The organism is Janthinobacterium sp. CG_23.3, assembly GCF_046115965.1.
Classification (GTDB): Bacteria; Pseudomonadota; Gammaproteobacteria; order Burkholderiales; family Burkholderiaceae_D; genus Janthinobacterium.
In genome coordinates this window covers 1-25,609 of sequence record NZ_JBJXIB010000087.1, presented here as the reverse complement: position 1 = coordinate 25,609, position 25,609 = coordinate 1, and the positions used below count along the sequence as shown (strand labels likewise).

Here is a 25,609-nt window from a genome sequence, read left to right as displayed (position 1 = left end):
CGCATACTCGCATACTCCCGAAGCTCCTTACGCTGACGTCCACACGCCTCCCCCCCCCCCCCCCCCCCCCCCCCCCCCCCCTCCCCCCCCCCCCCCCCCCCCCCCCCCCCCAGGCCAGCGCGCAGTCCTGGCAATGCTGCATGGCATGCCTTGCGCATTCGTCGGCGCAGGCGTTGCAGGCGTCGACGCAGGCCCGGCAAACGGCGGCGGCCGATTCGCTGCCGCGCGCCATGAAGCCGGCCGCCAGCCGGCAGATCTGGGCGCAATCGACGTCGACGGCGATGCAGCGCGCCATCCTGGCGACGTCCGCTTCCGCCAGGCAGGATACCGCGCAGTGGTCGCAGGCGTTGGCGCACAGGTGGCAGGCGTCGATGCACGATTCAAACATTCGCTGGCTCATGGGCTTCTCCTGGTGTCGCGTGGGCCGGGGGGGGGGGCGAACCCTTATGCTGCGCCCGATTGCGCCGCGCCGGCGCCACCTTGAGCGTTGGAAAGTCCGGCCGGCGCGCCGGCCTCAGGTTTTCAACGGCAGCGTGAAGCGGAAGGTGGTCAGCGCGTCGTTGGAGCTGACGGCCAGCGCGCCGCCGTGGCAGCGGGCGATTTCGGCCGCGATATACAGGCCCAGCCCAAGGCCGGCGGGCGCGTTCTCGGCGGCGCCGCGCCAGTAAGGCTGGAACAGGCGGGCGATCAGCTCCGGCGCAATGGCCGCGCCGCCGTTGCTGATTTCAACGCGCAGCACGTCGTCGGCGGCCAGCGCCGTCAGCGTGACCGGGCGCTCCGGCGCGCCGTGCACCAGCGCGTTGGTGAGCAGGTTCGACAACAGTTGCGCCAGCCTGACCCGGTCGCAAAAGATGATGGCTTGGATGTCGATCAGGCTGTCGATGGCGCGCAGCGGGAAGGCGCCGCGCAACTCGGCGACGACGTGCTCGAAGTCCGCCGCCAGCGCGTCGGTCGCCTTCAGGTTCAGCGGAATGCCGCCGCCCATCCGGCCGCGGGCGAAGTCGAGCACGTCGTCGACCAGCGCCGCAATGCGGTAGCCGCTGCGGCGCATGCGCTCGACGGTGAAGCGGGTCTGCTCGTCGAGCGGCTTGCGCAGCAGGATGTCGGTGCCGCCGATGATCGACCCCAGCGGCGTGCGCAGGTCGTGGCCCAGCACGGCGATGAATTGTTCGCGCAGCTCGGCGGTGGCGCGGGCGTCGAGCAGGGCGGCCTCGCTGGCGCCCCAGCGGCTTTCGCCCTCCAGTTGCTGGGATATCAAGTCGGCCAGCAGTGTCAGGGTGCCCAGCGTGTGCGGATCGGCCACCTTGGCCGGCTTCGGGTCGAGCGCGCACAGCGTGCCGAAGTAGTCGCCGTTGGCGCGGTACAGCGGCAGCGAGACATAGCTTTCAAAGCCGTACAGGCGCGGCGTGATGTGTCCGCTAAAGTGCGGGTCGACGCTGGCGTGGTCGATGGCGATGGCGCCGCCGCCGATGCGCACCTCGTTGCACAGCGTGGTGTCGAGTTGCAGCTGGTCGCCCGCCTTCATGCCGAAATCGATCTGGTCGAGCACGGCGCAGGCGGTCCACGATTCGCTGGTGACCCGGGCCACGCAGGCGAAGCGCAGGCCGGTGATGCGCGACATCAGTTGCAGGATCGTCGGGACGGCGCCGATGGCGGCGATGGCGGCGATGTCGGCCGCAAGCGGGGTGCTCATGTCTTGGTTCAAAGTCATGTTGTTCCTGGTTGCGGCGGACGCCGGCGCGGCGATAAGGCAGCGCCCATTTTATCCCGGTTTCGGCGCCGCTTCGCACCGCACCGCACCTCGCGCGCGACTTTCACGGTCCGGCGCGGTCGGCCACGCTGGCCACGGTGGCGATCAACTCACCGGGCTCGACCGGCTTGGCGACGTGCGCCAGGTAGCCGGCGCGCAAGGCCCGGGTGCGGTCCTCCGAGCGGGCGAACGCGGTCAGCGCAATGGCCGGCACCTTGCCGCCGCGTTCGGCGCCCAGCGCCCGCACGCGGCGCAGCAATTCGTAGCCGTCGACGTCGGGCATGCCGATGTCGCTGATGAGCACGTGGGGACGTTCGCGCTCCAGCAGCGCCAGCGTATCGGCCGCCGACGCGGCGGTGACGACCTCGGCGTGGCATTCCTCCAGCAGGCGCCGCACCAGGTCGCGGGTGTCCGGCTCGTCGTCGACCACCAGCACCTTGATGCCGCTCAGGTTGGCCGGCGCGAACGGCGGCGCCGGGGAGATTTCCGTGCCCGGCTGCACCCGGCCGCCGCTGTAGAGGCTGCGCCGCAGCGCCATCACCGGCAGGCACACGGTAAACGTCGCGCCCAGTCCGCTGCCGGCGCTGCGCGCCTGCACGGTGCCGCCGTGCAACTCCACCAGGCTCTTGACGATCGACAGGCCCAGGCCCAGGCCGCCATAGTGGCGCGTGGTCGAGCCGTCGGCCTGGCGGAAGCGGTCGAACACGTGGGCCAGGAATTCGGGCGCGATGCCGGCTCCGGTGTCGGCCACGCTCAGTTCAATGTGCGAGTTGACGCGTTCGAGCAGCAGTTGCACTTCGCCGTTCTTGGGGGTGAACTTGATGGCGTTGGTGAGCAGGTTCCACAACACCTGTTGCAGCCGGTTCGGGTCGCCCGAGACGGCGCCGGCGGACGGGTCGAGCAAGAGTTTCAGGCCGATGCCCTTGGCGTGCGCCGCCGGGCGCACCGTGTCGATGGCGGCGTGGATGACGCCGAGCAGCTCGACCGGCTGCACGTCCAGGCGCACCTTGCCGGAACTGATGCGGCCCATGTCGAGCAAATCCTCGACCAGCCGCGCCTGCAGGCGGGCGTTGCGTTCGATGGTTTCCAAGCCGCGCATCAGGTCGCTCTGGCTTTTCGGCCCGGCGCGCAGGATCTGCGACCAGCCGAGGATGGCCCCGAGCGGCGTGCGCAATTCGTGCGACAGCGTCGTCAGGAACTCGTCCTTGACCGCGCTCAGGCGTTCCGCCTCGGAGCGCGCCGCCCGCTCGGAGGCGAGCAGCAGTTCGCGTTCGCGCGCCGACTGTTGCGCCGCCGCGTACAGCCTGGCGTTGTCGATGGCTACCGCCGCCTGCGCCGCCACGGCGACGATCAGGCGTTCGGTGCGGGCGGTAAACACCGCCGCCGCCGCGTGGCCGAAACACAGGCCGCCCAGCACGTCGCCCAGGCGCGACAGCACCGGCACCGCCAGGTAGGCGCGCAGCGGCGCCGGCGCGCCGTCGTGCCAGGCGGCGCCGACGTCGTCGTGGCGGATCGCCGCGTGGCCGTCCAGGGTGGCCTGGAACAGGCCGGCGGCGCCGGGGCGGCCGAAGCGGGCGAACGGGTTCGGCGCCGGCCCGGCCAGTTTGCACCGGGTATCCACCTCGCCCCGTTCGTCGCGGCTGATGTAGCAAAAGGCGCCGAACTGCGCGCCGCTCAGTTCGGTGGTGGCGTCGACGACCGCCTGCAGCAATTCCTCGACGTTGAGCTTGGACGCCAGCATCGCCCCGGTTTCATTGAGCCGTTCCAGGATCGAGGTTTCGTCGCGCAAGGCCGCCTCGGTGCGGCGCCACGCGGTGATGTCGCGAAAGCTCCAGACGCGGCCCTGTTCGGCGCCGTTGACGTATTGCACCTTGGAATAGCGCTCGAAGGCGCGGCCGTCGGCCAGTTCCAGCAGGTCGTAGCTTTCCGGCAGCGACGAGGCGTCGATCTCGCGCACCCGCGCCAGGAACGCCTGCGGCGCCGCGAACTGCGCGCTGACCGCCGCCATCACGCGCGCGTAGTCGCCCGCCAGCATCAGCTCGGGCGCCAGGCCCAGCATGGCGACGAAACGCCGGTTGAAGGCGGTGATGCGCAGCGCCGCGTCGACCGCCGCGATGCCGTCGGTGGTCGATTCCAGCGTCGCCACGGTGGTCGCCAGCGACGTCGCCAGTTGCTCGGAGCGCATTTCCAAATCTTCCTTGGCTTTCAGCAAGGCCGCTTCGGCGCGCTGGCGCGCCAGGGAAAATGCTTTGCGCGTTTTGCAGGGCGACCGAGCGCAACAGGGCGTCCTCGTCCTCCTGTTTCATGGCGCGGCGGCGCCGAGTACCGCCGCGGCCATCGCCGTGCCCAGCACGCGCGCGCGGATCTTGGCGAAGGCGGTCTCGCGGCTGGTGGTGGTGTCGTCGCAAAACGGCGAGAAGCCGCAATCGTCGGTGGTGCCGAGCTGGGCCAGGGGGAGGTAGCGGGCCGCCTCGAGCACCCGCTCGCACACCTCTTCCGGCGTTTCGATGCGCGGGTCGATCGGTGCGACCACGCCGACGAAGACGCGCTGGTTCGGCTTCAGGTAGCGGCGGATGATCTTGAGCACGCGTACGCGGTCCGGCTCGCCGGCCAGGGCGATGTAGAAACTGCCGACGCGCAGTTCAAACAGGCTCGGCAGCAGATCCGCGTAGTCGATGTCGGCGCTGTGGGTCGAGTCGCGGTCGCTGCCGGGGCAGGTGTGTACGCCGATGCGCTGGCGCTCCTGCTCCGAAAAGCGCGCCAGCGCCAGGTTGTTCAAGTCGATGAAGCTGTTCAGCAGGTCGCCGCTGGGGTCGAGCTTGACCGCCAGGCGCGCCTCGGTGAAGTCGATCTGCACCTTGTAGGCGCCCTTGGCCAAGCAGTTGCGCACTTCCTTTTCATGTTCGCCCAGCAGGTCGGCGATGAAGGCGTCGCGCGAGTAGCCGGGGATGCCCTCGGCCGGATACATCAGGCTCAGCGCCGACGGCGAAATGACCGCCTGCTTGACCGGCACGCGGGCGTGGCGCATGGCCACTTCCAGATAGCTGTCGGCGTAGCGCTGGTAGCGGAACGGCCCGCGCGTCAGGCGCGGCATGCGCCGCGTGTGGCCGGCCGAAAAGGGGATTTTAAAGCCCTCGGCGTCGGTGTTGGGCAGGCCGTGCACGCAGTAGGTCCAGAAATTATGGTACTTGCGCTGCTCGCCGTCGGTGATGACGGGCGAACCGGTCGCCTCGAACAGCGCCACGGTGTCGCGGATGGCGGCGTCGTACAGCCGCTCCAGGTCGGCGCCGGCGCCGCCCCGCTGGACCGCGTCGATCAGTTCGATGGGGCGGGGGATACTGCCAATTGGCTCTGTTGGAATCAGCAAAATATTTTTCCGGAAATACGAGGTTCGATATGGAAAGTCGAGCGAGCCGGGCGTGGCGCGGCGCAACGGCCGCTTGTTTGATTGTACATACTTGTGCTTGTTTAGGTTAACAACGCATTCAAGCGTGACGCCGCCGTCACAGCAGCTTGTCGGGCGTGATCGGCAGCGCGCGCACGCGCGTGCCGGTGGCGTGGAAGATGGCGTTGGCCACCGCCGCGGCGACCCCGACGATGCCGATTTCGCCCAGGCCCTTGGCCCCCAGCGGGTTGACGATGTCGTCCTTTTCCTCGACAAAAATGACTTCGATGTCGTGGATGTCGGCGTGCACCGGAATGTGGTATTCGGCCAGGCTGTGGTTCATATAGCGCCCCAGCACGTGGTCGGTTGCGCTGTGCTCCATCAAGGCCATGCCAATGCCCCAGACGACGCCGCCGAGGATCTGGCTGCGCGCCGTTTTCGGGTTCAAGATGCGCCCGCCGGCGACCGCGCTGACCACCCGCGTCACCCGCACCGTGCCCAGGTCGCGGTCCACCGTCACCTCGACGAACACCGCCGAATGGGTGCTGCGGTTGTAGCGCAGGTGCTTCGGCGACGGCAGCGTCTTGGCGCTGTCCTCCAGGCTGGCCAGGCCGGCGTGGCGCATCGCCTCCACCAGCGTCACGGCGCGCCCGGCGTCGGCCTTCAGGTAGATCGCGCCGCCGGCGAATTCGACGTCCTCCAGCAGCGCGCCCGACAGCGGCGAGCGCGGCACCTGCCTGGCCAGGCGCAGCAGTTTCCTGGCCAGCTTCAGGCAGGCCGCCTGCACCGCCGTGCCGACCGAGGCGACGGTAAACGAGCCGCCCTGCAGCGGCGCCTTCGGCAAGGCCGAGTCGCCCAGCGCGAACGTCACGTCGGCCGCCGCCAGGCCCAGCGTGGCGGCGGCGATCTGCGTCATCACGGTGACGGTGCCGGTGCCGATGTCGGCGCTGGCGCTGGAAACGCTCAGCTTGCCGTCGGCGCCCAGCACCGCGCGCGCCTGCGCCGGCAGTTGGTGCGCGCCCCAGATGCCGGCCGCCATGCCCCAGCCGACCAGCTGCTGGCCGGCCTGCAGCGTGCGCGGCGCGCGCGGCCGCCGGTTCCAGCCGAAATGCGCGGCGCCCTGGGCGAAGCAGGCGCGCAATTCCTTGCTGGAGAAGGGCTGGTCGCGGTTCTGGTCGCGTTCCGTGTAGTTCTTCAGGCGCAGCTCGAGCGGGTCCATGTCCAGCGCGTGGGCCAGCTCGTCGATCGCGCATTCCAGCGCGAAGCAGCCGCTGACGCCGCCCGGGGCGCGCATGTCGAGCGGCGTGTGGACGTCCAGCGCCACCAGGCGGTGGGCGTAGGCCACGTTGGCGCAGCGGTACATCTGGCCGGCCACGTCGACCACGTTTTCGGTGTAGTCCTCGCAGCGCGAGGTTTCCGCGATGGCTTCGTGGCGCAGCGCCAGCAGGGTGCCGTCGGCGGCCGCGCCCAGCGCCAGCCGCTGCACGGTTTCCGGGCGGTGGCCGAAGGAAAACATCTGCTGGCGCGTCAACGCCAGCTTGACCGGGCGTTGCAGCGCCAGCGCCGCCATCACCGCCAGGAACAATTGGTGCTGCGGCCGCAACCCGGAGCCGAAGGCGCCGCCGACGAAGGCCGACTTCACGCGCACCCGCTCGGGCGCCAGGCCGAACACCTTGCAGACGTAGTTCTGGCTGTTCAGCGGGCCCTGGGTCTTGTCGTAGATGGTCAGGCCGCCGTCGGCTTCGACGATGACGGTCGAGGCGTGCATTTCCATCGGGTTGTGGTGCTGGGCCGCGTGGCGGTACTCGGCCTCGACCTGCACGGCGGCGGCGCCGAAGGCGGCGTCGAAGTCGCCGCGCGGCGCCGGCAGCGCGAAGCCGGCCTTGGTCTTGCCCGGCGCGTAGGCGCTGCCGCGCTGGTGATCCAGGTTGGTGCCGTGGCGCCAGCGCTGGTAGTCGACCCGCACCAGCGCCGCGCCCTGGCGCGCCGCCTCGAAGGAGTCGGCCAGCACCAGCGCCACCGGCTGGCCGCTGTAGCGCACGATGTCGTCGTAGAGCGGGCGGAACGGCGAGCCCGGCGGCGCGTCGTCGTCGCGGTAGTTGCGGTCGAACCAGGCCGGCGTCGGCCGGTTCAGGTGGGTCAGGACGTGCGCCACGCCGGGTACCGCCAGCGCCTGCTCGGTGGCGATGGCGCTGACGCGCCCGCGCGCGATGCTGCTCGAGACGATGTAGCCGTAGGCCACGCCGGGCACGGCGATTTCGGCCACGTAGCGCGCCGCGCCGGTGACTTTGCCGCGGCCGTCGGTGCGGCTCAGCGGGCGTCCCAGCTGGCTGGCGGCGGCGCTGTCGCCGGCGCCGCCGGCGTGGTTCGCGGTGTTGTTCACAGCGTGGTTCATGGCGCCTCCTTCGCGGCCGTGGCCTGCTCCAGCGCGCGCACCACGGCGCGCGCCGCCATCTCGATCTTATACGTGTTGTCGGACAGGCCGGCGGCGCCGCGCAGCAGCCTTTGCGCGGCGTCGCGGAAGGCTTCCCGGTCGGGGCTGCGGCCCCGCAACAGCTGTTCGGCGGCGGCGTCGCGCCACGGTTTGTGCGCCACGCCGCCGAGCGCGATGCGCACCTCGCCCAGCACGCCGTCCTTGAGTTCCAGCGCGACGCCGGCCGACACCAGCGCGAACGCGTACGAGCTGCGCTCGCGCACCTTGACGTAGGCGCTGCGCCGCGCCGCGCCGGCCGGCGGCAGCAGCAGCGCGGTGATGATTTCATCGCGCGCCAGATTGGTGTCGCGTTCCGGCGTGTCGCCGGGCAGGCGGTGGAACTGCCCGAACGGTATCGCCCGCGGCCCGTTCGGCCCGAGCACCTCGACCGTGGCGTCGAGCGCGGCCAGGGCCACGCACATGTCGGACGGGTGCACCGCGACGCAGTGCGCGCTGGCGCCGAGGATGGCGTGGATGCGGTTCATGCCGCCGATGGCCGGGCAGCCGGAGCCGGGTTCGCGCTTGTTGCAGGGCGTGCCGACGTCGTAGAAATAGTAGCAGCGGGTGCGCTGCATCAGGTTGCCGCCGGCGCTGGCCATGTTGCGCAACTGCGCCGAGGCGCCGGCCAGGATGGCGCTGGCCAGCAGCGGGTAGTCGGCGCGCACGCGCGGGTGGCTGGCGGTGTCGGCGTTGCTGGCCAGCGCGCCGATGCGCAGGCCGCCGTCGGGCGTGGCGTCGATGCCGGCCAGCGGCAGCCGGCCGATGTGGATCAGCTGGCCGGGCCGGCTGACGTTTTCCTTCATCAGGTCGAGCATGTTGGTGCCGCCGGCGATCAGCGCGGCGTCGCCGCGCGCGGCCAGGCGCCGCACGGCGTCGGGCAGGTCGCGCGCCACCGCCCAGTCGAAGTCATGCATCGCGTTCGCCCCGCGCGCCCGATTGCAGCACCTGCATGATCGCCGCGACGATGTTCGGGTAGGCGCCGCAGCGGCACAGATTGCCGCTCATCAGTTCGCGCACCTCGTCGGCCGTGCGCGCCTGGTTCTCGATGAGCAAACCCTGCGCCGAGCAGATTTGCCCCGGCGTGCAGTAGCCGCATTGGAAGGCGTCGTGGTCGAGGAAGGCTTGTTGCAGCGGGTGCAATTGCTCGCCGCGGGCCAGGCCCTCGATGGTGGTGACGTCGGCGCCGTCGTGCATCAGCGCCAGGGTCAGGCAGGAATTGATGCGCTTGCCGTTGACCAGCACGGTGCAGGCGCCGCACTGGCCGTGGTCGCAGCCCTTCTTGGTGCCGGTCAATTGCAGCTTCTCGCGCAAGACGTCGAGCAGGGTGCAGGCGGGGCGCAGCGACAGCGCGGTCGGCGCGCCGTTGACGCGCATGCTCATGCCGATATCGTTATTTGTCATGGCGTTTGTCCTTGTTGTCGATGTGCTCAACGGCCCGTCGTGGTGGTAAAGCGTGTCTGGAATGGCCAAGCTGCCACATTAAAGGACGAGGTCGCTGCTGTATGTACGCTGTCACACCTACGCCTGACGACGCGCGCGCCGAACGGATTTCCGGAGGTCGGTTTAGTCCGCAGCGCGCAAGCCGGCAACGTTGGCGCGGACCGCCAGCGCGTTCGGCAGCGCGGCGCCGGCGGCGGTGTTGTCGAAGACGACCCAGGCCGCGTCGCCGGCGCGGGCGCCGGCGGCCAGTTGCTCGGCCAGCCGCCGCAGGAAGTCGTCCGGGTAGGACGAGTAGTACACCCGCGGATTGCCGTGCAGGCGGGTGTAGGAGGCGGCGGTGGTGGGCGCGTGGGCACCCGGCTGGCCCTTGGGCGGGTCGGCGGCGACGCGGGTCACCGCGTGGCGCCGCAGCAGCGCGCCGGCGGCGTCGGCGAACCAGCTCGCATGCCGCGCCTCGCAGGCGATCATGCAGTCGAAGCTGTCGCGCAGGCGCGCCATGAAGTCGGCGGCGCCGGCCGGGGCGAACGCCAGGCTGGGCGGCAATTGCACCAGCACGCAGCCGAGCTTGTCTTGCAATTCGCCGACCTGGCCGGCGAATTGCGCCAGCGGCGCGGCAATGTCGCTCAGCCGCCGTTCGTGCGTGATGGCGCGCGGCAGCTTGACCGAAAAGCGAAACGCCGGCGGCACGCTGTCGCGCCAGCGCGCATAGGTTTTGGGCTGGTGCGGACGGTAGAAAGAGGAGTTGATTTCGACGGCGCCGAAGACGGCCGCGTAGCGTTCGAGCTGGCTGCCGTGGGCGGGGAAGAGCGGCGCGGCGTCGCGCGCGATGCTCCAGCCGGCGGTGCCGACCAGGTCGCTGCCTGGCCGCGCCGGGGTGCCGCGGTGTGCCGCGCCGTCATGTTCGTTGGGCTGATCCATGAGGCGAGGTATACACGATTTCTTGCCGGCGCGGCGCGGCGCAAGGCCGTGCCGCGCCGCAGTGCATCAATAGCTGGTCAGCGGCGACAGCTGGCCGCCTTTGAACGTGAAGATCGTCACTGGCGATTGCTTCATGTCGCCGTGGGCGTCGAACGCGTAGTTGCCCGCCACGCCCTTGTACGAGATGGCGGCGATGGTCGGGCCGACTTTGACCGGATCGATCGAATTGGCTTTTTGCATCGCTTGCGCGTACAGCATGGTGGCGTCGTAGAACGAGGCGGCGTAGACGTCGGCGTTCTGGTTGAAACGCTTCTGGAAGCGCGCCTTGAAGGCCGGGCCGTTGGCGGCCTTGTCGAGGATGGCGCCGCCTTGCGAGCACAGCACGTTTTCGCCGACGGCGTCGCCGCCCAGGTTGCCCATCTCGGCGGTGCAGATGGTGTCGCCGCCCAGCAGCTTGGCGTTAATGCCCAGCTGTTTCATCTGGCGTGCCATCGGCGCGCCCTGTGGCGCGTAGCCGCCGAAGAAGATCGCTTCGACGTTCTTGGCCTTCAGCTTGGTCAGGATCGAGGTGAAGTCGAACGACTTGTCGGTGGTGAATTCGTGGCCGGCGACCGTCAGGCCGGACAGCTTGGCCTGCTTCTTGAACTCTTCGGCCACGCCTTGGCCGAAGGCGGTGCGGTCGTCGATCACGGCGACGGTCTTGAGCTTCATTTCCTTGGCCGCGTACAGGGCCATTTTCGAACCCAGCTGGGTGTCGCTGGCGTTTACGCGGAACAGGTTCTTGTAACCTTGCTGGGTGATTTTCGGATTCGAGGCGACGGTGGCGATGATCACGCCGGCGTCGTTGTAGGCGCGCGAGGCCGGCACCGTGACGCCCGAGTTGTACGGGCCAACCACGTATTTGACGCCGCTGTCGATCAGCTTTTGCGCCGCCGCCACGCCGGCCTTCGGATCGCCCTGGTCGTCTTCCGATACCAGTTCGAATTTGATTTTCTTGCCGGCCACGGTGATCGGCTTGGCGTTGAGTTCCTCGATCGCCAGGCGGACGCCGTTTTCATTGTCCTTGCCGGAAAACGCTTGCGAACCCGACAACGGGCCGCTGTGGCCGATTTTGACGACGGTTTCTTGCGCGACGGCGCCGGCGGCTACGCTCAACAGGGCGGCTGCGCCCACAATGTGTTTGATGTTCATTTGGTCTCCAGATAGTAAAAGTGCAGGCAAGCCGGTGAGGGTATCGATGGCAGGCCCGGCGCCGTAAAAGATAATGCACGGAACTGAATTATGCTCAATATCCGGGCGTATTATTGTGTTATTTGAGGCCGGTTGCGCACTGTTTTCCACGGTTTTTACGTGAAACGTCGTATTTTTGCGAATTTTATTCCGTTTGGTACAAAGCGGTGCAGGCGGCCTGCCGGCCGATTTGCTATTCCGGCAAGTCCCACGGCGGCGCGGACACTGGCGCGCGCCTTCAACGGGGGATCTTTTCGTGCATGCCTTGTTTGTTAGACAGCGCACGGTGGCGCCATCGCGGCGGCGGTATTGTTGAGCCTCAATATTGCTTAGCCGATATTGATGAACGGAAGAAGCCGTCGTCCTTGATGGCGGACAAACGCCGTCAGCGTGGCTTGATATGCCGCAGTGCGGGTCCTTCTTTCTATTTTCTTTCGCAGGCAAACAGAGAAAAATCGTGAGACCGGTTACGAACCGTTGTCATGAATGGACTCTTCTTTATCAAAGGAAATCAACATGAACACGAACGAAAAAACCGGATTTGACCGCGACGCCCTGAGCGCCATTGGCAAGGACAGCCGCGCCGATCTGCACGGCGCGATCGACAAGGCGGCCGAGAAGGCGCAGCCGTTCGCCGACCGCCTGGCCAGCAGCGCCCACAACGGCGTCGACCAGGTCAGCGCCAAGGTCGGCCAGATCGGCGACAAGATGAGCCAGGTCGGCGAGCAGGTCGGCGCGGCCTCGGCCTCGCTGGCCGAGCGCGGCAAGCAGGCCGGCGAGGCCTACCAGCGTATCGCCGAAACCGGGCGCGGCTATGTGCGCGGCAGCCCGGCGGTGTCGCTGCTGGTGGCGCTGGCGGCCGGCTATGGCCTGTCCAAACTGATCGGCTCGCGCAAGTAGCCGCGGGCGGGAATGCCGGCGTTACGCCATGCGGCGATCCGGCCCGACGGCGCTGCGGCGCCGGCCGGACATGAGAAACAACGAGAACAGCATGCGTGTCAATCCCTCTGCCCGGCGCCGGCCATGCCGGTCCGGGCAGTATCTTTAAGAGGCTACTTGTATGGTCACAAATAGTAAGAAACCAGGACAATCGGTCGACGGCGCCGGCTCCGTGTTAAGTACCGTGTCCGGTCCGTCCGACGCGGCGCCGCCGCAAAGCCTGGGCCGGCACGACGAGCGCGCCGACACGCTACTGGAAAAAGTCGTGACGGGCCAGGACTTGGCCGCCGGCACCGCGTTTAACGCGAACAAGCCGGATGAATACGGCGACGACGCGCGCACGCCGGAGCCGGGCGCCACGGTGGCGCCGTCGGCGCCGGTCGCCACCGCCAGCAGCGCCACCGAAACGGTGGCCTCGGCGAAGGTCGGCGACGGCGTGCCGCCGCACGGCGAGAACCGCAACAACGGCCCGCTCGACCGGGTCCGTGTCGACTCGTCGGCGCAGCCGCTGACCACCAACCAGGGCGTGCCGGTGGCCGACAACCAGAGTTCGCTCAAGCTCGGCCTGCGCGGGCCGACGCTGATGGAAGACTTCATCCTGCGCGAAAAAATCACCCATTTCGACCACGAGCGCATCCCCGAGCGCGTGGTGCACGCGCGCGGCTCGGCCGCGCACGGCTATTTCGAATCCTACCAGGACCTGGGCGAGCTGACCCGCGCCGCGCCGTTCGCCCACGCCGGCAAGCGCACGCCGGTGTTCGTGCGCTTTTCCACCGTGGCCGGCGAGCGCGGCTCGGCCGACACGGTGCGCGACGTGCGCGGCTTCGCCGTCAAGTTCTACACCGACGAGGGCAACTGGGACCTGGTCGGCAACAACATGCCGGTGTTCTTCATCCAGGACGCGATGAAATTCCCCGACCTTGTCCACTCGGTCAAGCCGGAACCGCACCACGCGATGCCGCAGGCGTCCAGCGCGCACGACACCTTTTGGGACTTCGTCTCGCTGATGCCGGAATCGGCGCACATGCTGATGTGGCTGATGTCCGACCGCGCCATTCCGCGCAGCTACCGCACCATGCAGGGCTTCGGCGTGCACACCTTCCGCCTGGTGAACAAGGAGGGCGCGTCGGTGTTTTGCAAGTTCCACTGGAACCCGCTGGGCGGCACCCACTCGCTGGTCTGGGACGAGGCCGCCCAAATCATCGGCGCCGACCCCGACTACCACCGGCGCGACCTGTGGGAAGCCATCGAGGCCGGCAACTTCCCCGAGTGGGAACTGGGGCTGCAAATCTTCACCGAGGAGCAGGCCGAGCAGTTCGGCTTCGACGTCCTCGACGCCACCAAGATCGTGCCGGAGGAACTGGTGCCGCTGCGCATCGTGGGCAAGCTGGTGCTCGACCGCAACCCCGACAATTTCTTCGCCGAGACCGAGCAGGTGGCGTTTTGCACCGCCCACATCGTGCCCGGCATCGACTTCACGCACGACCCGCTGCTGCAGGGGCGTATCCACTCCTATGTCGACACCCAGATCAGCCGGCTGGGCGGGCCGAACTTCCACGAAATCCCGATCAACGCGCCGCTGGCGCAGGTCCACAACAACCAGCGCGACGGCATGCACCGGCAGTCGATCAACCGCGGCCGCGTCAACTACGAGCCGAATTCGCTGGGCGGCGGCTGCCCGTTCCAGGCCGGCATGGCGAACGGCTTCACCAGCTTCCCGCAGCCGCTGGCGGAGGACAAGGTGCGCGGCAAGCCGGAGCTGTTCGGCGAACACTACGGCCAGGCGCGCCTGTTCTGGACCAGCCAGAGCGCGGCGGAGCGGCAGCACATCATCAACGCCTACCGCTTCGAGCTGACGCGGGTGCAAACGCCGGCGGTGCGCCTGCGCGTGCTGGCGCTGCTGGCCAACGTCGACGCGACGCTGGCCGGCGCCGTCGCGCAGGGCCTGGGGCTGGCGCTGCCGGCGCCGCTGCCGCTGGCCAGCGACGTGCCGCCGCCGCCCTACCAGCCGTCACCGCCGCTGTCGCTGCTGCACCGGCCCGGCCAGAGCGGCGTCGCGACGCGGCGCGTGGCGATACTGGTCGGCCCGGGCGAGGATGGCGACGCCGTGCGCAAGCTGTACGCCGACCTGCTCAAGGAACGCGCGGTGCCGCGCCTGGTGGCCAGCCACATGGGCGAGCTGGCGGTGGCCAAGGGCGCGCCGCTGGACGTCGAAATCTCGCTGGAGGCGGGGCCGTCGGTGCTGTACGACGCCGTGCTGCTCCCCGGCGCCGAGGCGGCCGCGCAGCAACTCGGCCGGGACGCCCACGCGCTCGACTTCCTGCGCCTGCAATACCGCCACTGCAAGCCGCTGCTGGTGCTGGGCGCCGGCGCGGCGCTGCTGGCCAAGGCCGGCGTGCCGACCACGCTGCCCGACGGCAGCCCCGACCCGGCGCTGATCGTCGCCGATCCGGCCGACGCGGCGGCGGCGCTGCTCGAGTTCAAGGCGGCGCTGGCGGCGCACCGCAGCTTCGCGCGCGAGACCGACCCGCCGCGGGTCTGAGCCGAACGCTGGGCGAACTTCGTCGTTGAGGTTGTTAAAACCCACGGCGTCGCCCCGGGGTCAAAGCTGACGGCCTGACCCCGGCTCTTTGCCATGGCTTGATTTTCTGCGTTGCCGGCCCGCGGCAACGGAACCAACACCGCGCCAGGCGGTCTTATCCATAAGATAAACATTCCCGGCGGTGGGGCACATGGGCACGGACCTGGGCATCAAGGTGTTGCGCGCGTTCGCTATCGTGTTGCTGGGCGCGTGCTGCCGCCTGGCCGCCGCGGCGCGGCCGTCGTCGCGGTGGCGCCCGACTGGCGCGCCAGACTGCTGGCCGTCGTCGCCGACCCCGCCATGGCGCTGATCTTGCTGACGATCGGCATCTACGGCTTGATGTTCGAATTCGCCACGCCCGGCGCCGTCGCGCCCGGCGTGGTCGGCGCCATCTGCCTGCTGCTCGGCCTGTATGCGCTGCAACTCATGCCGGTCAATTACGCCGGCCTCGGCTTGATCCTGCTGGGCCTCGCCTTCATGTTGGCCGAGGCCTTCCTGCCCAGCTTTGGCGTGCTGGGCCTGGGCGGCGCCGTCGCCTTTGTCGGCGGCGCGCTGATCCTCATCGACACCGATTTGCCCGGTTACGGCGTGCCGCCGGCGCTGATCGTCGGCATCGCCGTGCTCAGCGCGGCGCTCGGCGCCGGCGTGCTGGGGCTGGCGCTGCGCACGCGCCGGCGCGCCACGGTGGGCGGCCCCGGCGAGCTGATCGGCGCCGTGGCGCGGGTGGTGGAGCAGGGGCCCGACGGTTGCTGGGTCCTGCTGCGCGGCGAACACTGGCGGGTCGTCAGCGCCGCGCCGTGCGGCTTGGGCGGCCGGTGCGCGTTTTGGCGCGCCAGGGGCTGCTGCTGACGGTGGCCCCGGCCGGCGAGGGCGACAAACAAGGAGAATGACAATGTTGAATCTGAGCGTGGCCACCCTGGTATTCGTGCTGCTTGCGCTGCTGGGCTCGTCCATTCGCATCCTGCGCGAATACGAGCGCGGCGTGGTGTTCCAGCTGGGCCGCTTCTGGGCGGTCAAAGGCCCCGGCCTGATCCTGCTGATCCCGGTGCTGCAGCAAATGGTGCGGGTCGACCTGCGAACCGTGGTGCATGACGTGCCGACCCAGGACGTGATCTCGCGCGACAACGTCTCCGTCAAGGTCAACGCGGTGCTGTACTTCCGCGTGGTCGACCCGGAGAAGGCCATCATCGAGGTCGCCGATTTCTTCGAGGCCACCAACCAATTGGCGCAAACCACGTTGCGCTCGGTGCTCGGCAAGCACGAGCTCGACGACATGCTGGCTGAACGCGAACGCCTCAACATCGACATCCAGCAAGTGCTCGACGCCCAGACCGACACTTGGGGCATCAAGGTGTCGAACGTCGAAATCAAGCACGTCGACCTGGACGAGTCGATGGTGCGGGCGATCGCGCGCCAGGCCGAGGCGGAACGCGAACGGCGCGCCAAGGTGATCCACGCCGAGGGCGAGTTGCAGGCGTCGGAAAAACTGATGCAGGCGGCGCAGGTGATGGCGCAGCAGCCGGGCGCTATGCAGCTGCGCTACATGCAGACGCTGAGCAATATCGCCGGCGACAAGAGCTCGACCATCGTCTTCCCGCTGCCGATCGACTTGCTGGGCGGCTTGGCGGGCGCGCCGCCGCGCTAGGTCGTGCGCCGGCCTTGGCTTGCGCACCCGCGCTCGCCGGATGTGCAACAATGCAATATTGGCATCTCGCTGTGCCTTCGCGACAGTTGCAAACCTTGGAGCCCATCATGACAAGCACCCGTGTCCTCGTCACCGGCGCCGCCGGCGCGATCGGCAGCGCCTTCTGGCATACCACGCACGCCGCGCTGACGCTGCGCCTGGCCGACATCCGCGCCGAGACCCTGTGGTCGGCGCCGCACGAGGCGGTGGCGCTGGACGTGACCGACTACGCGTCCTGCCTGGCCGCCTGCAAGGACATCGACGTGGTGCTGCACCTGGCCGGCGACCCGTCGCCCGACGCCGACTTCCACAGCTCGCTGCTGCCGACCAACATCGTTGGCACCTACAACATCTTCAGCGCGGCGCAGGCGCAGGGCTGCCGCCGCGTGGTCTTCGCCAGCAGCGCGCAGGCGGTCGAAGGCTATCCGCTCGACGTGCAGGTGAACGAGGCGATGGCGCCGCGGCCGAAGAACATGTACGGTGCCAGCAAGGCGTTTGGTGAGGGGGTCGCCGCCAGCTTCGCGCACCAGTTCGGCATGACGACGCTGGCGGTGCGCATCGCCAACGTGGCCGACTTCCAGCCGGGCCAGAGCCACAGTCCGCGCGACGTCGCCGCCTTCATCAGCGAGCGCGACGTGGTGCAGCTGCTGGCGCGCTGCGTCGAAGCCGAGCTGCACGGCTACCACGTGGTGCACGGCGTCTCCGACAACCGCTACAAGCGGCTGGCGATCGACGCCACCCGCGCGCTGCTGCAATACGCGCCCGCCGACGACGCCTTCGACCTGTTGAACATACCGGGCGGCGCGCGGCCGCGCCAGGGGCCCAACGCATAAAGGAACACCATGAAAGACGCGTTGCATGTCGCGTTGCGCGACGTCACCGGGGACAATTTCGCCGCAGTCATCAATCTGCAGCTGCCCGAGGACCAGCAGGATATGCTGGCCAGCAACGCGTATTCGATCGCCGAATCGAAATTCGACCCGTACGCGCGCCCGCGCGCGATCTACAACGGCACCGAGCTGGTTGGGTTTTTAATGTACTGGTCGATGGACGACGACGAGGCCGGCGCCGATAAGCGGGCGAACGAATATTCGATCTGCCGTTTCATGGTCGACCACCGGCACCAGGGCAAGGGCATCGGCCGCCGGGCGCTGCAACTGGCGCTGGAGGAAATACGGCAAAACCAGGCGCTCGAACGCATCTATATTTGCTACCACCCAAGCAATCCGATTGCCAAGGATTTCTACGCCAGCTTCGGCTTCGTCGAAACCGGGATGGACGAAGACCACGAGATGATCGCCGAAATCAGAACGGTGCGCGCCGGCCGGTAAACCGCCGCGCCCGGCCTGCCCGGCGCCGGCTCAAGCCACGGCGCCTCGCCGACATGGCTGTAGGAACCGAGCGCGTCGACGTTGTCGCGGCGTTTGAACAGGCGACACTGGCCGCCATCCTGCTTCAGCACGTAGACGTTGAGCAAGCCCGGCGAGGAATGGCCGAGCACCCCCTTGCGCTGGCCGTCGCCCAGTTGCGGGTTCGCCACCAGCAGCCGAGGGCGGCCGGCGATGGCGCTAGAACAGGACGTCGAGGTCGATGGCGTCGGCCATCGCCCGGTTGCCGCGCTCGCCCGGATGCAGGTGGTCGCCGGAGTCGAATTCGCTGCGTAGGCGGCGCGGCCGCGCGGGGTCCCTGAGCAGCGCGTCGAAGTCGAGCACGGCGTCGAACTCGCCGCCGCCGCGTATCCACGCGTTGATGGCTTGACGCAACTGATCCTTGTCCGCGTGGTAATAGTTGTCCAGCGGCGTACCGGCCAAGGCCCCCTCGAACGGCGTCAGCGTGGCGCCGACCACCCGCACGCCGCGCAGATGGGCGCGCGCGATCAATTGGCGATAGCCGGCGATCAGCGCCTCGGCCGACGGGCGCACGCCGTGCGGATCGAAGGCCGTCCCGGGCCAACTGATGTCGTTGATGCCAAGCAGCACGACGACGCTTTTCAGCCGCGGTTGGCTCAGCACGTCCCGCTCGAAGCGCGCCAGCGCGTTGGCGCCCATGCGGTCGCCGAGCAGGCGCGCCCCGGAAATGCCGGCATTGAGCACGGCGATCTTGCGCGGCGCCAGCCGGGCGGCCAGGAAGTCGGGCCAGCGCGCGTTGGCGTCGACGCCGGCGCCGTTGCCGTCGCTAATCGAGTCACCCAGCACGACCACGGCGCCGGCGTCCGCCGCGGCCTCGACCTCGACCTGAATGCCGCTGAGGAAAATGCGCGCGGTGGTGGTGCGCTCGGCCTCGATGCGCGCGCTGGCGACGTGCTCGCCCGGCGCCAGGTAGGCGGTTTGCCGGCCGTCCCAGTGAAAGGTGGTGGCCGCCGTGGCATGCGGCAGGAAGACGCTGACGGCGACGCTGGCTAAGGGCGCCAGCGCCAGGTCGACCGGATCGCTGAGCAGCGGCGCCCCCGGCGGCACCACGGCGAAGGTGTTGCCGCCGAAGGTCAACGGCCGGTCCGTGCCGGGCACGATCGCCGAACCGGCGCCGGCCAGCGCGATATGCGCGGAGCCGACGCGTAGCGGCGCGCTGCCGTATTCGTTCGATAGCGCCACGCGCACGCGCTTGCCGCCAAGACTGATCCGCGCCACCTGGCGGATGGTCTGGTCTTGCAGCGTTGCCGGAATGTTGGTGGGGAAGGCGAAGTCCGCCCCCCAGGTCGGCTGCGGGCTGGCGCTCCAGGTGCCGATCCAGGCGCCGGTGTCGGCCGCGTGCGCCGCGCGGCCGGCGAGCATGGCCATGGCCAGCAGCGCCGCCAGCGCGGGCGCGCGCCACAGGCGCAGTCCGGCCGGACGCGGGGGGGAGGGCGGGGGGGTACGCTTGCTGCTCATATTGGTCCTTGTCGAGATTTGTGAATTGGCGTGCGCCTAATGGTCTAATTATGAATTCGGATCACTTTGTCGAGTAGACTGCGACTGGGATAAACACTTGTGAGCTGACCTCAATATGGCGCGTCTGGACATCAACCGGTCGGGGGAAATGGAAGTATTCGTGCGCGTGGTCGAACTCGGCGGCTTTTCCGCCGCCGCGCGCGCCCTGCGCATGACGCCCTCGGGCGTGAGCAAACTGGTGGGGCGGCTGGAAAGCCGGCTCGAAGTGCGGCTGCTGAACCGCTCGACGCGCCAGGTCCAGCTCACCGCCGAGGGCTGCGTGTTCTACGAGCGCGGCGTGCGGGTGCTGGCCGACCTGGAAGAGGCCGAGCGCGGCGCCGCCACCAACGCCGCGCCGCGCGGCCGGCTCAGCGTCAACGCCAACGTGCCCTTCGGCGCGCACTTCCTGCTGGCGCTGGTGCCCGAGTTTTTGGCGCGCCACCCGGACGTCACGCTCGACCTGGTGCTGACCGACGAGGTGGTCGACATCCTCGAACAGCGCACCGACGTGGCGGTGCCCGCCGGCCCGCTCAAGAGCTCGGGCCTGCTGGCGCGCAAACTGGGGCAGACCCGCATGGTCATCGTCGGCGCGCCGGCCTATCTGGCGCGGCGCGGTACGCCGCTGCGGCCGGCCGACCTGGAGCGGCACAACCGGCTGGGCTTTAATTACGCCCGCGCGACGCAGGGCTGGCCGCTGCTCGACCAGGGCGTCGGCACCCGCGTGGCGACCAACGGCAACGCCCAGGTCGGCGACGGCGAAGCGCTCAGGCGGCTGGTGTTGGCGGGGCTTGGCCTGGCGCGGCTGGCGGCGTTCCAGGTCAGGGACGACATCGCCGCCGGCAGGCTGCTGCCGTTGCTGGAAGAGTTCAACCCCGGCGACGTCGAGGAAATCCACGCGGTCTTCCTCGGCCAGGGTGGCTACCTGCCGTCGCGGGTGCGCGCGCTGTTGGATTTCTTGGTGGAGAAGGTCCGCTTCGATTGAGCGCTTGCGCCGGGGCGCGGTTTCGGCGGTGAAATAACTGAAACCAAGGGAGTCGCCCCCCTGTGTCAGACTAGTTGCCGCCTCGATGATTTAACCGCATCGGGGCCGCCGCGGGCTTGCCGCGGCGGCGTCGCTTACGCCTGCTTCTTCAGGCTGACCGGCGCGTCGGCGCCGGCGCTTGCCGCGCCGTGCCTGGGGTGGCGCAGCTTGCCCGAGACGCGCTGCAGCAGGTGCTCGAGGTCGTCGATGTAGGTGAACACCGCCGGCACCACCAACAGGCTCAGCAGCGTCGACGTGATCAGGCCGCCGATCACCGCGATCGCCATCGGCGAGCGGAAGCTCGGGTCGGCGCCCCAACCCAGCGCCAGCGGCATCATGCCGGCGCCCATCGCGATGGTCGTCATCAAGATCGGCCGGCTGCGCTTGTGGCAGGCGTCGACCAGCGCGTCGTAGCGGTTCATGCCGGCCTGGCGCGCCAGGATCGCGTAGTCGACCAGCAGGATCGAGTTTTTCGTCACGATCCCCATCAGCATGATCAGGCCGATCATCGACGGCATCGACAGCGCCCGCCCGGTGAGCAGCAGCGCCACGAAGGCGCCGCCGATCGACAGCGGCAGCGCCGCCAGGATGGTGATCGGCTGCATGAAGTCCTTGAACAGCAGCACCAGCACGCAGAAGATGCACAGCACGCCGATCAGCATCGCCAGGCCGAAGCTGGCGAACAGCGCCACCATTTCCTGGGCGTCGCCCAGTTCGGCGATCTTCACCGCCGGCGGCAGGTTCTTCATCGACGGCAGCGCGCGCGCCTCCTCGTTGACCTCGCCCAGCGTGCGCGCGCCCAGTTCCACGTCCAGCGTCACGTTGCGGCTGCGGTTCAGGCGGTCGATCTGCGCCGGGCCGCTTTCCATCGTAATGCTCGCCACGTTGGCCAGGCGCACCGGGCCGTTCTTGCCGGGCACCGTCAGGCGCTCGATCGCCGCCAGGTCGGCGCGCACGGCGTCGGGCAGCTTGACGCGGATCGGCACCTGCCGCTCCGGCAGGTTCATCTTGGTCAGGTCGGTGTCGTAGTCGCCGGCGGTGGCCACGCGCACCGTCTCGCCGATCGCCGCGGCCGTCACGCCCAGGTCGGCGGCGCGGGCGAAGTCGGGCCGCACGATGATTTCGGGGCGCACCAGCGAGGCGCTCGAACTGACGTTGCCGATGCCCTTGAGCGTGCGCAGTTCGCGCTCCACCTTCTGCGCCGCCTCGGTCAGCGCGACCGGGTCTTCGCTGCGCAGCACCAGTTGCATCTTGACGCCGGTGTCGGGCGGGCCGACGTTGAAGCGCGCGCCCGGAATGGCGTCGAGCTGGTGGCGGATCGACGACTCCAGGTCGGCCATCGATTCGCCGCGGTCGGTGCGGTGCACGGTGGTCAGGGTCAGCACGGCGCGGCGCGCCTCGGCCGCCGCGCCGGGCGCGAAGGCGTCGCCGCTGGAGCCGCCGCCGATCGAGCTGAACACGCCGGTGATGCCCTTCACGCGCAGCGCCGCCAGGCGCGCCTGCTCGGCCACGACGCGGGTTTCGGCCAAGGTCGAACCGGGCGGCAGCTCCAGGTTGATCTGCGTCTGGGCGCGGTCGGCGGCCGGCACGAAGCCGGTCGGCAGCAGCGGCACCAGCATGATCGAGCCGATGAAGAACAGCGCCGAGGCGATCGCCGTCACCAGCCGGTGCGTCAGGCACCAGCGCATCAGCGCGATATAGCGCTGCATCAGCCAGCTGTCCTTTTCCTCCCCGACGTGCTTGAGCGGCTTCAGCAGATAGGCCGCCATCATCGGCGTCAGCAGGCGCGCCACCACCAGCGAGGCCAGCACCGCCAACACGGCGGTCCAGCCGAACTGCTTGAAGAACAGGCCCGGCACGCCGCCCATGAAGGCGGTCGGCAGGAACACCGCGACCAGCGCGAAGGTGGTGGCGATCACCGCCATGCCGATCTCGTCGGCCGCCTCCATCGCCGCCTGCATCGGCGTCTTGCCCATGCGCAGGTGGCGCGTGATGTTCTCGATCTCGACGATGGCGTCGTCGACCAGCACGCCCACCACCAGCGCCAGCGACAGCAAGGTCACGGTGTTGAGGGTGTAGCCGAAAAAGTAGATGCCCAGGAAGGCCGGCATCACCGACAGCGGCAGCGCCGCCGCCGCCACCAGCGTGGCGCGCCAGTCGCGCAGGAACCACCACACCACCAGCACCGCCAGCAGCGCGCCCTCGTACAGCAGCTCCATCGAACCGTCGAAGTTTTCCTCGACCGGGAAGGCGTTGTCGATGCTTTGCTTGAGCACCACGTTCGGGTTGGCCTTCTGTAGCTCGGCGACGGCTTCGCGGGTGCCTTTGGCAACCGCCACCTCGCTGGCGCCCTTGCTGCGGAACACCTCGAAGCCGACCACGTTCTTGCCGTCCTGCTCGGCCAGCGAGCGCGGCTCGGCCACCGTGTCGCTCACCGTGGCGACCTGGTCGAGGCGGACGTGGCGCCCGTCGACCAGCGGAATCTCGATGCGCGCGAGTTCCTCGGCGGTCTTGACGGTGGCGATGGTGCGCACCGACTGCTCGGCGCCGCTGACGTCGCCGCGTCCGCCCGGCGCCTCTTTTTGCACCTGGCGCAACTGCCGCGAGACGTCCAGCGCCGACACTTTCAGCCCGGCCATGCGCGCCTCGTCGAGTTCGACGCGGATTTCGCGGTAGACGCCGCCGACGCGCTTGACCGCGCCCACGCCGGGCACCGACAGCAGGCGCTTGGCAACGCTGTTGTCGACGAACCAACTCAGGGCCTGGTCGTCGAGTTGGTTGTCGACGCCGGGTTTCGAACTGGCGGTAAACGTCAGGATCACCCGGCCGGCGGTCGAGGCCTTCGTCACGGTCGGGTCGCGCAGCTCGGCCGGCAAGTCGGCCTTGACCCGCGCCACCGCGTCGCGCACGTCGTTGACGGCTTCGGCGATGGGTTTTTCAAGGATAAATTCCACGGTCACGCTGACAGTGCCGTCGAGGACCTTGGTGTAGATGTTTTTGACGCCCTGCAGCGTGGCGACCGAGTCCTCGAGCTTGCGCGCGACCTCGGTTTCCAGCTGGGCCGGGGCGGCGCCCGACAGCGCCGCGTTGATGGTGACGATCGGCAGTTCGATGTCGGGGAAATCCTGCACCGGGTTGGCGCGGTAGGCCATCAGGCCGGCCAGCGTCAACAGCGCGAACAGCATGATCGCCGGGATCGGGTTCTTGATCGACAGGGAGGAGAAATTCATCGCGCCCCCTTATTTGGCGAGCGGCGCGGCGCCCGGCGCGCGCGCGGCGGCGGCCGCGACGTTGCGTACCAGGTCGCCGTCGTTGAGGAAGCCGGCGCCGCTGATGACCACCGGCGTGTCGGCCTTGATGCCGTCGAGGATCTCGATGCGGTCGGCCAGGCGCCGGCCCGGCCGCACCTTGATCTGGCTGACGCGCTGGTCCGGGTTCAGGCGGAACACGTAGCTGAAGCCGTCGCGCACGGCGATGGCCTGCTGCGGCACCGTCATCGCCTCCGACGTGCCCAGCTCGAACTGGCCGCTGGCGTACATGCCGGCCTTGAACGGCGCGTCCTTGCCGGCGCTGGCCGGCAGGTCGACGTACACCAGCGCCGAGCGGGTCTGCGGGTCGACCGTCGGCGCGATCATGCGCACCTTGCCGCTCAGCGTGCTGCCGTTGGCGGCCGTGACCTGGGCGCCGGTGCCGGTTTTCAGGCTTAGCAACTCGGTCGCGGTGACCTCGGCGCGCCACTCCAGGCGGCCCTGGCGGATCATGCGGAACAGCTCCGTGCCGGCGCCGACGACCGCGCCGACGGTGGCCGCGCGCGCCGAGATCACGCCGCTGTCGGGCGCCACCACCTGGGTGTAGCGCAGGCGCAGCTGCTGGGTCGCCAGCGCCGCCTTGGCCGAGGCGATGCGGGCGTTGGCGGTTTGTTCGGCCGTCAGGTACTGGCTGATCTGCTGCGCGCTGAGCGCGCCGGTGCTTTGCAGCGAGCGCGCGCGCGCCGCGTTGGCGGCCGCTTCGGCGGCGTTGGCCTCGGCCTCCTGCACGGCGGCGCGGGCCTGGGCCAGGTCGGCGTTGACGGCGTCGGCCGAGAACACCGCCAGCACCTGGCCGGCGCGCACCTGGTCGCCGACGTTGGCGCGGACCTCGGTCAGGCGCAGGCCGTTCGACTCGCTGCCGATGATGGCCTCCTGCCAGGCGGCGACGTTGCCGTTGGCGCTGAGCTTGATCGGCAGGCGCGCCGCCAGCGGCTTGGCGGTGGTCACGGTCAGCGCCGGCTTGGGCGCGTCGGCCTTCTTGTCGTCGGCGGCGGTGGTGGCCGGGGCGGTCAGCGCCAAGCCCAGCGCGCCCAGTCCAAGGGCGGCGGCGAGGGCCAGGGTCAGCGGTTTGAATGTCAGTTTTTTCATGTTTTGTCCGGCAAGGTTCGATACGGGATGATCAATCGGCGGCGCTGGCGTTCCAGCCGCCGCCGGCGGCGCGGTACAGGGCGACCCAGGCGGCGCTGCGTTCGCGCGCCAGGTTCACCACGGTGTTCTCGGCGGCCAGGCGGGTGCGCCGCGCGTCCTCCAGTTCGAGCAGGCTGGCCAAGCCATTCCTATAGCGTTGCTCGGTGGCGTCGAAGGCGCTGCGGTAGCCGGCCAGCGCGGTTTCGGCGTGGCCGCCGCGCTGCCCGGTGCTGTCCAGGTTGACCAGCGCCTCCTCGACTTCGCGCACCGCCTGGCGCACGCTGCCGCGGTACTTGGCGACGGCCTCGTCGTAGCGCGCGGCGGCGGCGTCGACGTTGGCGCGGCGGCGCCCGCCGTCGAACAGCGGCAGCGTCAACGCCAGCGGGCCGATGCTCCAGGTGTCGGCGCCGGTGTTGCTGCCGGCGCTGCGGAAATTGGCGACGCCGACCGCGCCCGACAGCGTCAGGCGCGGATAGCGCTGCGCCTGGGCGGCGCCGACGTCAAAGCTGGCGGCCGCCACCTCGCGCTCGGCGGCAAACACGTCCGGGCGCTGGGCCAGCGTCTGCGCCGGCAGCGCGGCGGGCGCCAGCGCCGGCGAAGGCGCCGCCGTGGCGCTGCCGGCCAGTTGCCGGCGCAGCGCCGGTTCGGCCAGCGCCGTCAGCGCCACCAGCGCCTTGACGTCGCGCTCGCAGGCGGCGCCCTGCTCGATGGCGCGGCTGCGCCCCTCGGGGGGGGGGGGGGGGGGGGGGGACCCCCGGGCAGAGGAGGAGGCAAGGCGGCAAGAGGGGAGGGGCGGGGAGAGGGGGAGGGGTCTGATGTGGAGAGAGGCCCCGTCTCTCCACTCCA

21 protein-coding genes are annotated in these 25,609 nt (G+C 69.4%); 7 read left to right on the top strand and 14 right to left on the bottom strand.

The window, feature by feature from the left end:
• From ACFDR9_RS18905 to ACFDR9_RS18865, 9 genes are all read right to left on the bottom strand, one after another.
• Positions 1-400: four-helix bundle copper-binding protein (locus ACFDR9_RS18905; protein WP_409032000.1), on the bottom strand; the 400-nt coding region annotated here is incomplete at its 3' end.
• A gap of 114 nt (positions 401-514) precedes the next feature.
• Positions 515-1,711 carry a sensor histidine kinase KdpD gene (locus tag ACFDR9_RS18900; RefSeq protein WP_232429705.1) on the bottom strand — a complete coding sequence of 399 codons (1,197 nt, stop codon included), beginning with the start codon at positions 1,709-1,711 and terminating at the stop codon, positions 515-517.
• A 103-nt stretch (positions 1,712-1,814) separates the two neighbouring features.
• Positions 1,815-3,962, bottom strand: a complete 2,148-nt coding sequence (locus tag ACFDR9_RS18895) for an ATP-binding protein (protein ID WP_409031999.1) — start codon at positions 3,960-3,962, stop codon at positions 1,815-1,817.
• A 90-nt stretch (positions 3,963-4,052) separates the two neighbouring features.
• Positions 4,053-5,117 (bottom strand): cobalamin-independent methionine synthase II family protein, encoded by a 1,065-nt coding sequence (locus tag ACFDR9_RS18890; RefSeq protein WP_409031998.1) that lies wholly within the window; start codon positions 5,115-5,117, stop codon positions 4,053-4,055.
• A gap of 136 nt (positions 5,118-5,253) precedes the next feature.
• Complete coding sequence (locus ACFDR9_RS18885) at positions 5,254-7,530, bottom strand: xanthine dehydrogenase family protein molybdopterin-binding subunit (protein WP_409031997.1); 2,277 nt, start codon at positions 7,528-7,530, stop codon at positions 5,254-5,256.
• Entirely contained in the window at positions 7,527-8,522 is a 996-nt protein-coding gene (locus tag ACFDR9_RS18880; RefSeq protein ID WP_409031996.1) for an FAD binding domain-containing protein, read from the bottom strand. The genes ACFDR9_RS18885 and ACFDR9_RS18880 overlap by 4 nt, the downstream gene beginning before the upstream one ends.
• The gene (locus ACFDR9_RS18875) at positions 8,515-9,009 is read right to left on the bottom strand and encodes a (2Fe-2S)-binding protein (RefSeq protein WP_017877106.1); all 495 of its coding nucleotides are present in this window, start codon (positions 9,007-9,009) and stop codon (positions 8,515-8,517) included. The genes ACFDR9_RS18880 and ACFDR9_RS18875 overlap by 8 nt, the downstream gene beginning before the upstream one ends.
• A 162-nt stretch (positions 9,010-9,171) precedes the next feature.
• Entirely contained in the window at positions 9,172-9,966 is a 795-nt protein-coding gene (locus tag ACFDR9_RS18870) for a DUF72 domain-containing protein (protein WP_409031995.1), read from the bottom strand.
• A gap of 66 nt (positions 9,967-10,032) precedes the next feature.
• Positions 10,033-11,157: a branched-chain amino acid ABC transporter substrate-binding protein gene (locus ACFDR9_RS18865; protein WP_409031994.1), complete on the bottom strand. Its 1,125-nt coding sequence runs from the start codon at positions 11,155-11,157 to the stop codon at positions 10,033-10,035.
• A 555-nt stretch (positions 11,158-11,712) separates the two neighbouring features.
• On the opposite strand from ACFDR9_RS18865, the gene ACFDR9_RS18860 reads away from it, so the two are divergent.
• The 6 genes from ACFDR9_RS18860 to ACFDR9_RS18835 all read left to right on the top strand — a co-directional run bounded on the left by ACFDR9_RS18860 (position 11,713) and on the right by ACFDR9_RS18835 (position 17,731).
• Positions 11,713-12,096 carry a hypothetical protein gene (locus ACFDR9_RS18860; protein ID WP_017877103.1) on the top strand — a complete coding sequence of 128 codons (384 nt, stop codon included), beginning with the start codon at positions 11,713-11,715 and terminating at the stop codon, positions 12,094-12,096.
• 160 nt (positions 12,097-12,256) lie between these two features.
• Positions 12,257-14,677, top strand: a complete 2,421-nt coding sequence (locus ACFDR9_RS18855; protein WP_409031993.1) for a catalase — start codon at positions 12,257-12,259, stop codon at positions 14,675-14,677.
• A gap of 249 nt (positions 14,678-14,926) precedes the next feature.
• Positions 14,927-15,565, top strand: coding sequence for an NfeD family protein (locus tag ACFDR9_RS18850; protein WP_409031992.1), 639 nt, complete (start codon positions 14,927-14,929; stop codon positions 15,563-15,565).
• Positions 15,566-15,608: 43 nt separating this feature from the next.
• Positions 15,609-16,361 (top strand): slipin family protein, encoded by a 753-nt coding sequence (locus ACFDR9_RS18845; protein ID WP_409031991.1) that lies wholly within the window; start codon positions 15,609-15,611, stop codon positions 16,359-16,361.
• A 107-nt stretch (positions 16,362-16,468) separates the two neighbouring features.
• A complete protein-coding gene (locus ACFDR9_RS18840; protein WP_409031990.1) occupies positions 16,469-17,233 on the top strand; it encodes an NAD-dependent epimerase/dehydratase family protein in 765 nt (254 codons plus the stop codon).
• Positions 17,234-17,242: 9 nt separating this feature from the next.
• Entirely contained in the window at positions 17,243-17,731 is a 489-nt protein-coding gene (locus ACFDR9_RS18835; RefSeq protein ID WP_409031989.1) for a GNAT family N-acetyltransferase, read from the top strand.
• On the opposite strand, the gene ACFDR9_RS18830 is transcribed toward ACFDR9_RS18835, so the two are convergent.
• On the bottom strand, positions 17,644-17,940 hold the full coding sequence (locus tag ACFDR9_RS18830) for a hypothetical protein (protein WP_409031988.1): 297 nt from the start codon (positions 17,938-17,940) through the stop codon (positions 17,644-17,646). The genes ACFDR9_RS18835 and ACFDR9_RS18830 overlap by 88 nt on opposite strands.
• A 28-nt stretch (positions 17,941-17,968) precedes the next feature.
• Positions 17,969-19,267, bottom strand: coding sequence for an SGNH/GDSL hydrolase family protein (locus tag ACFDR9_RS18825; RefSeq protein WP_409031987.1), 1,299 nt, complete (start codon positions 19,265-19,267; stop codon positions 17,969-17,971).
• 115 nt (positions 19,268-19,382) lie between these two features.
• Between ACFDR9_RS18825 and ACFDR9_RS18820 the strand changes: the two genes are divergently transcribed.
• Positions 19,383-20,288 (top strand): LysR family transcriptional regulator, encoded by a 906-nt coding sequence (locus ACFDR9_RS18820; protein ID WP_409031986.1) that lies wholly within the window; start codon positions 19,383-19,385, stop codon positions 20,286-20,288.
• Positions 20,289-20,422: 134 nt separating this feature from the next.
• On the opposite strand, the gene ACFDR9_RS18815 is transcribed toward ACFDR9_RS18820, so the two are convergent.
• The 3 genes from ACFDR9_RS18815 to ACFDR9_RS18805 form a co-directional block, all read right to left on the bottom strand.
• On the bottom strand, positions 20,423-23,557 hold the full coding sequence (locus ACFDR9_RS18815; protein WP_409031985.1) for an efflux RND transporter permease subunit: 3,135 nt from the start codon (positions 23,555-23,557) through the stop codon (positions 20,423-20,425).
• A gap of 9 nt (positions 23,558-23,566) precedes the next feature.
• Positions 23,567-24,724 (bottom strand): efflux RND transporter periplasmic adaptor subunit, encoded by a 1,158-nt coding sequence (locus ACFDR9_RS18810; protein ID WP_017877094.1) that lies wholly within the window; start codon positions 24,722-24,724, stop codon positions 23,567-23,569.
• Positions 24,725-24,755: 31 nt separating this feature from the next.
• On the bottom strand, positions 24,756-25,609 hold an 854-nt coding region (locus ACFDR9_RS18805), incomplete at its 5' end, for a TolC family protein (protein ID WP_409031984.1).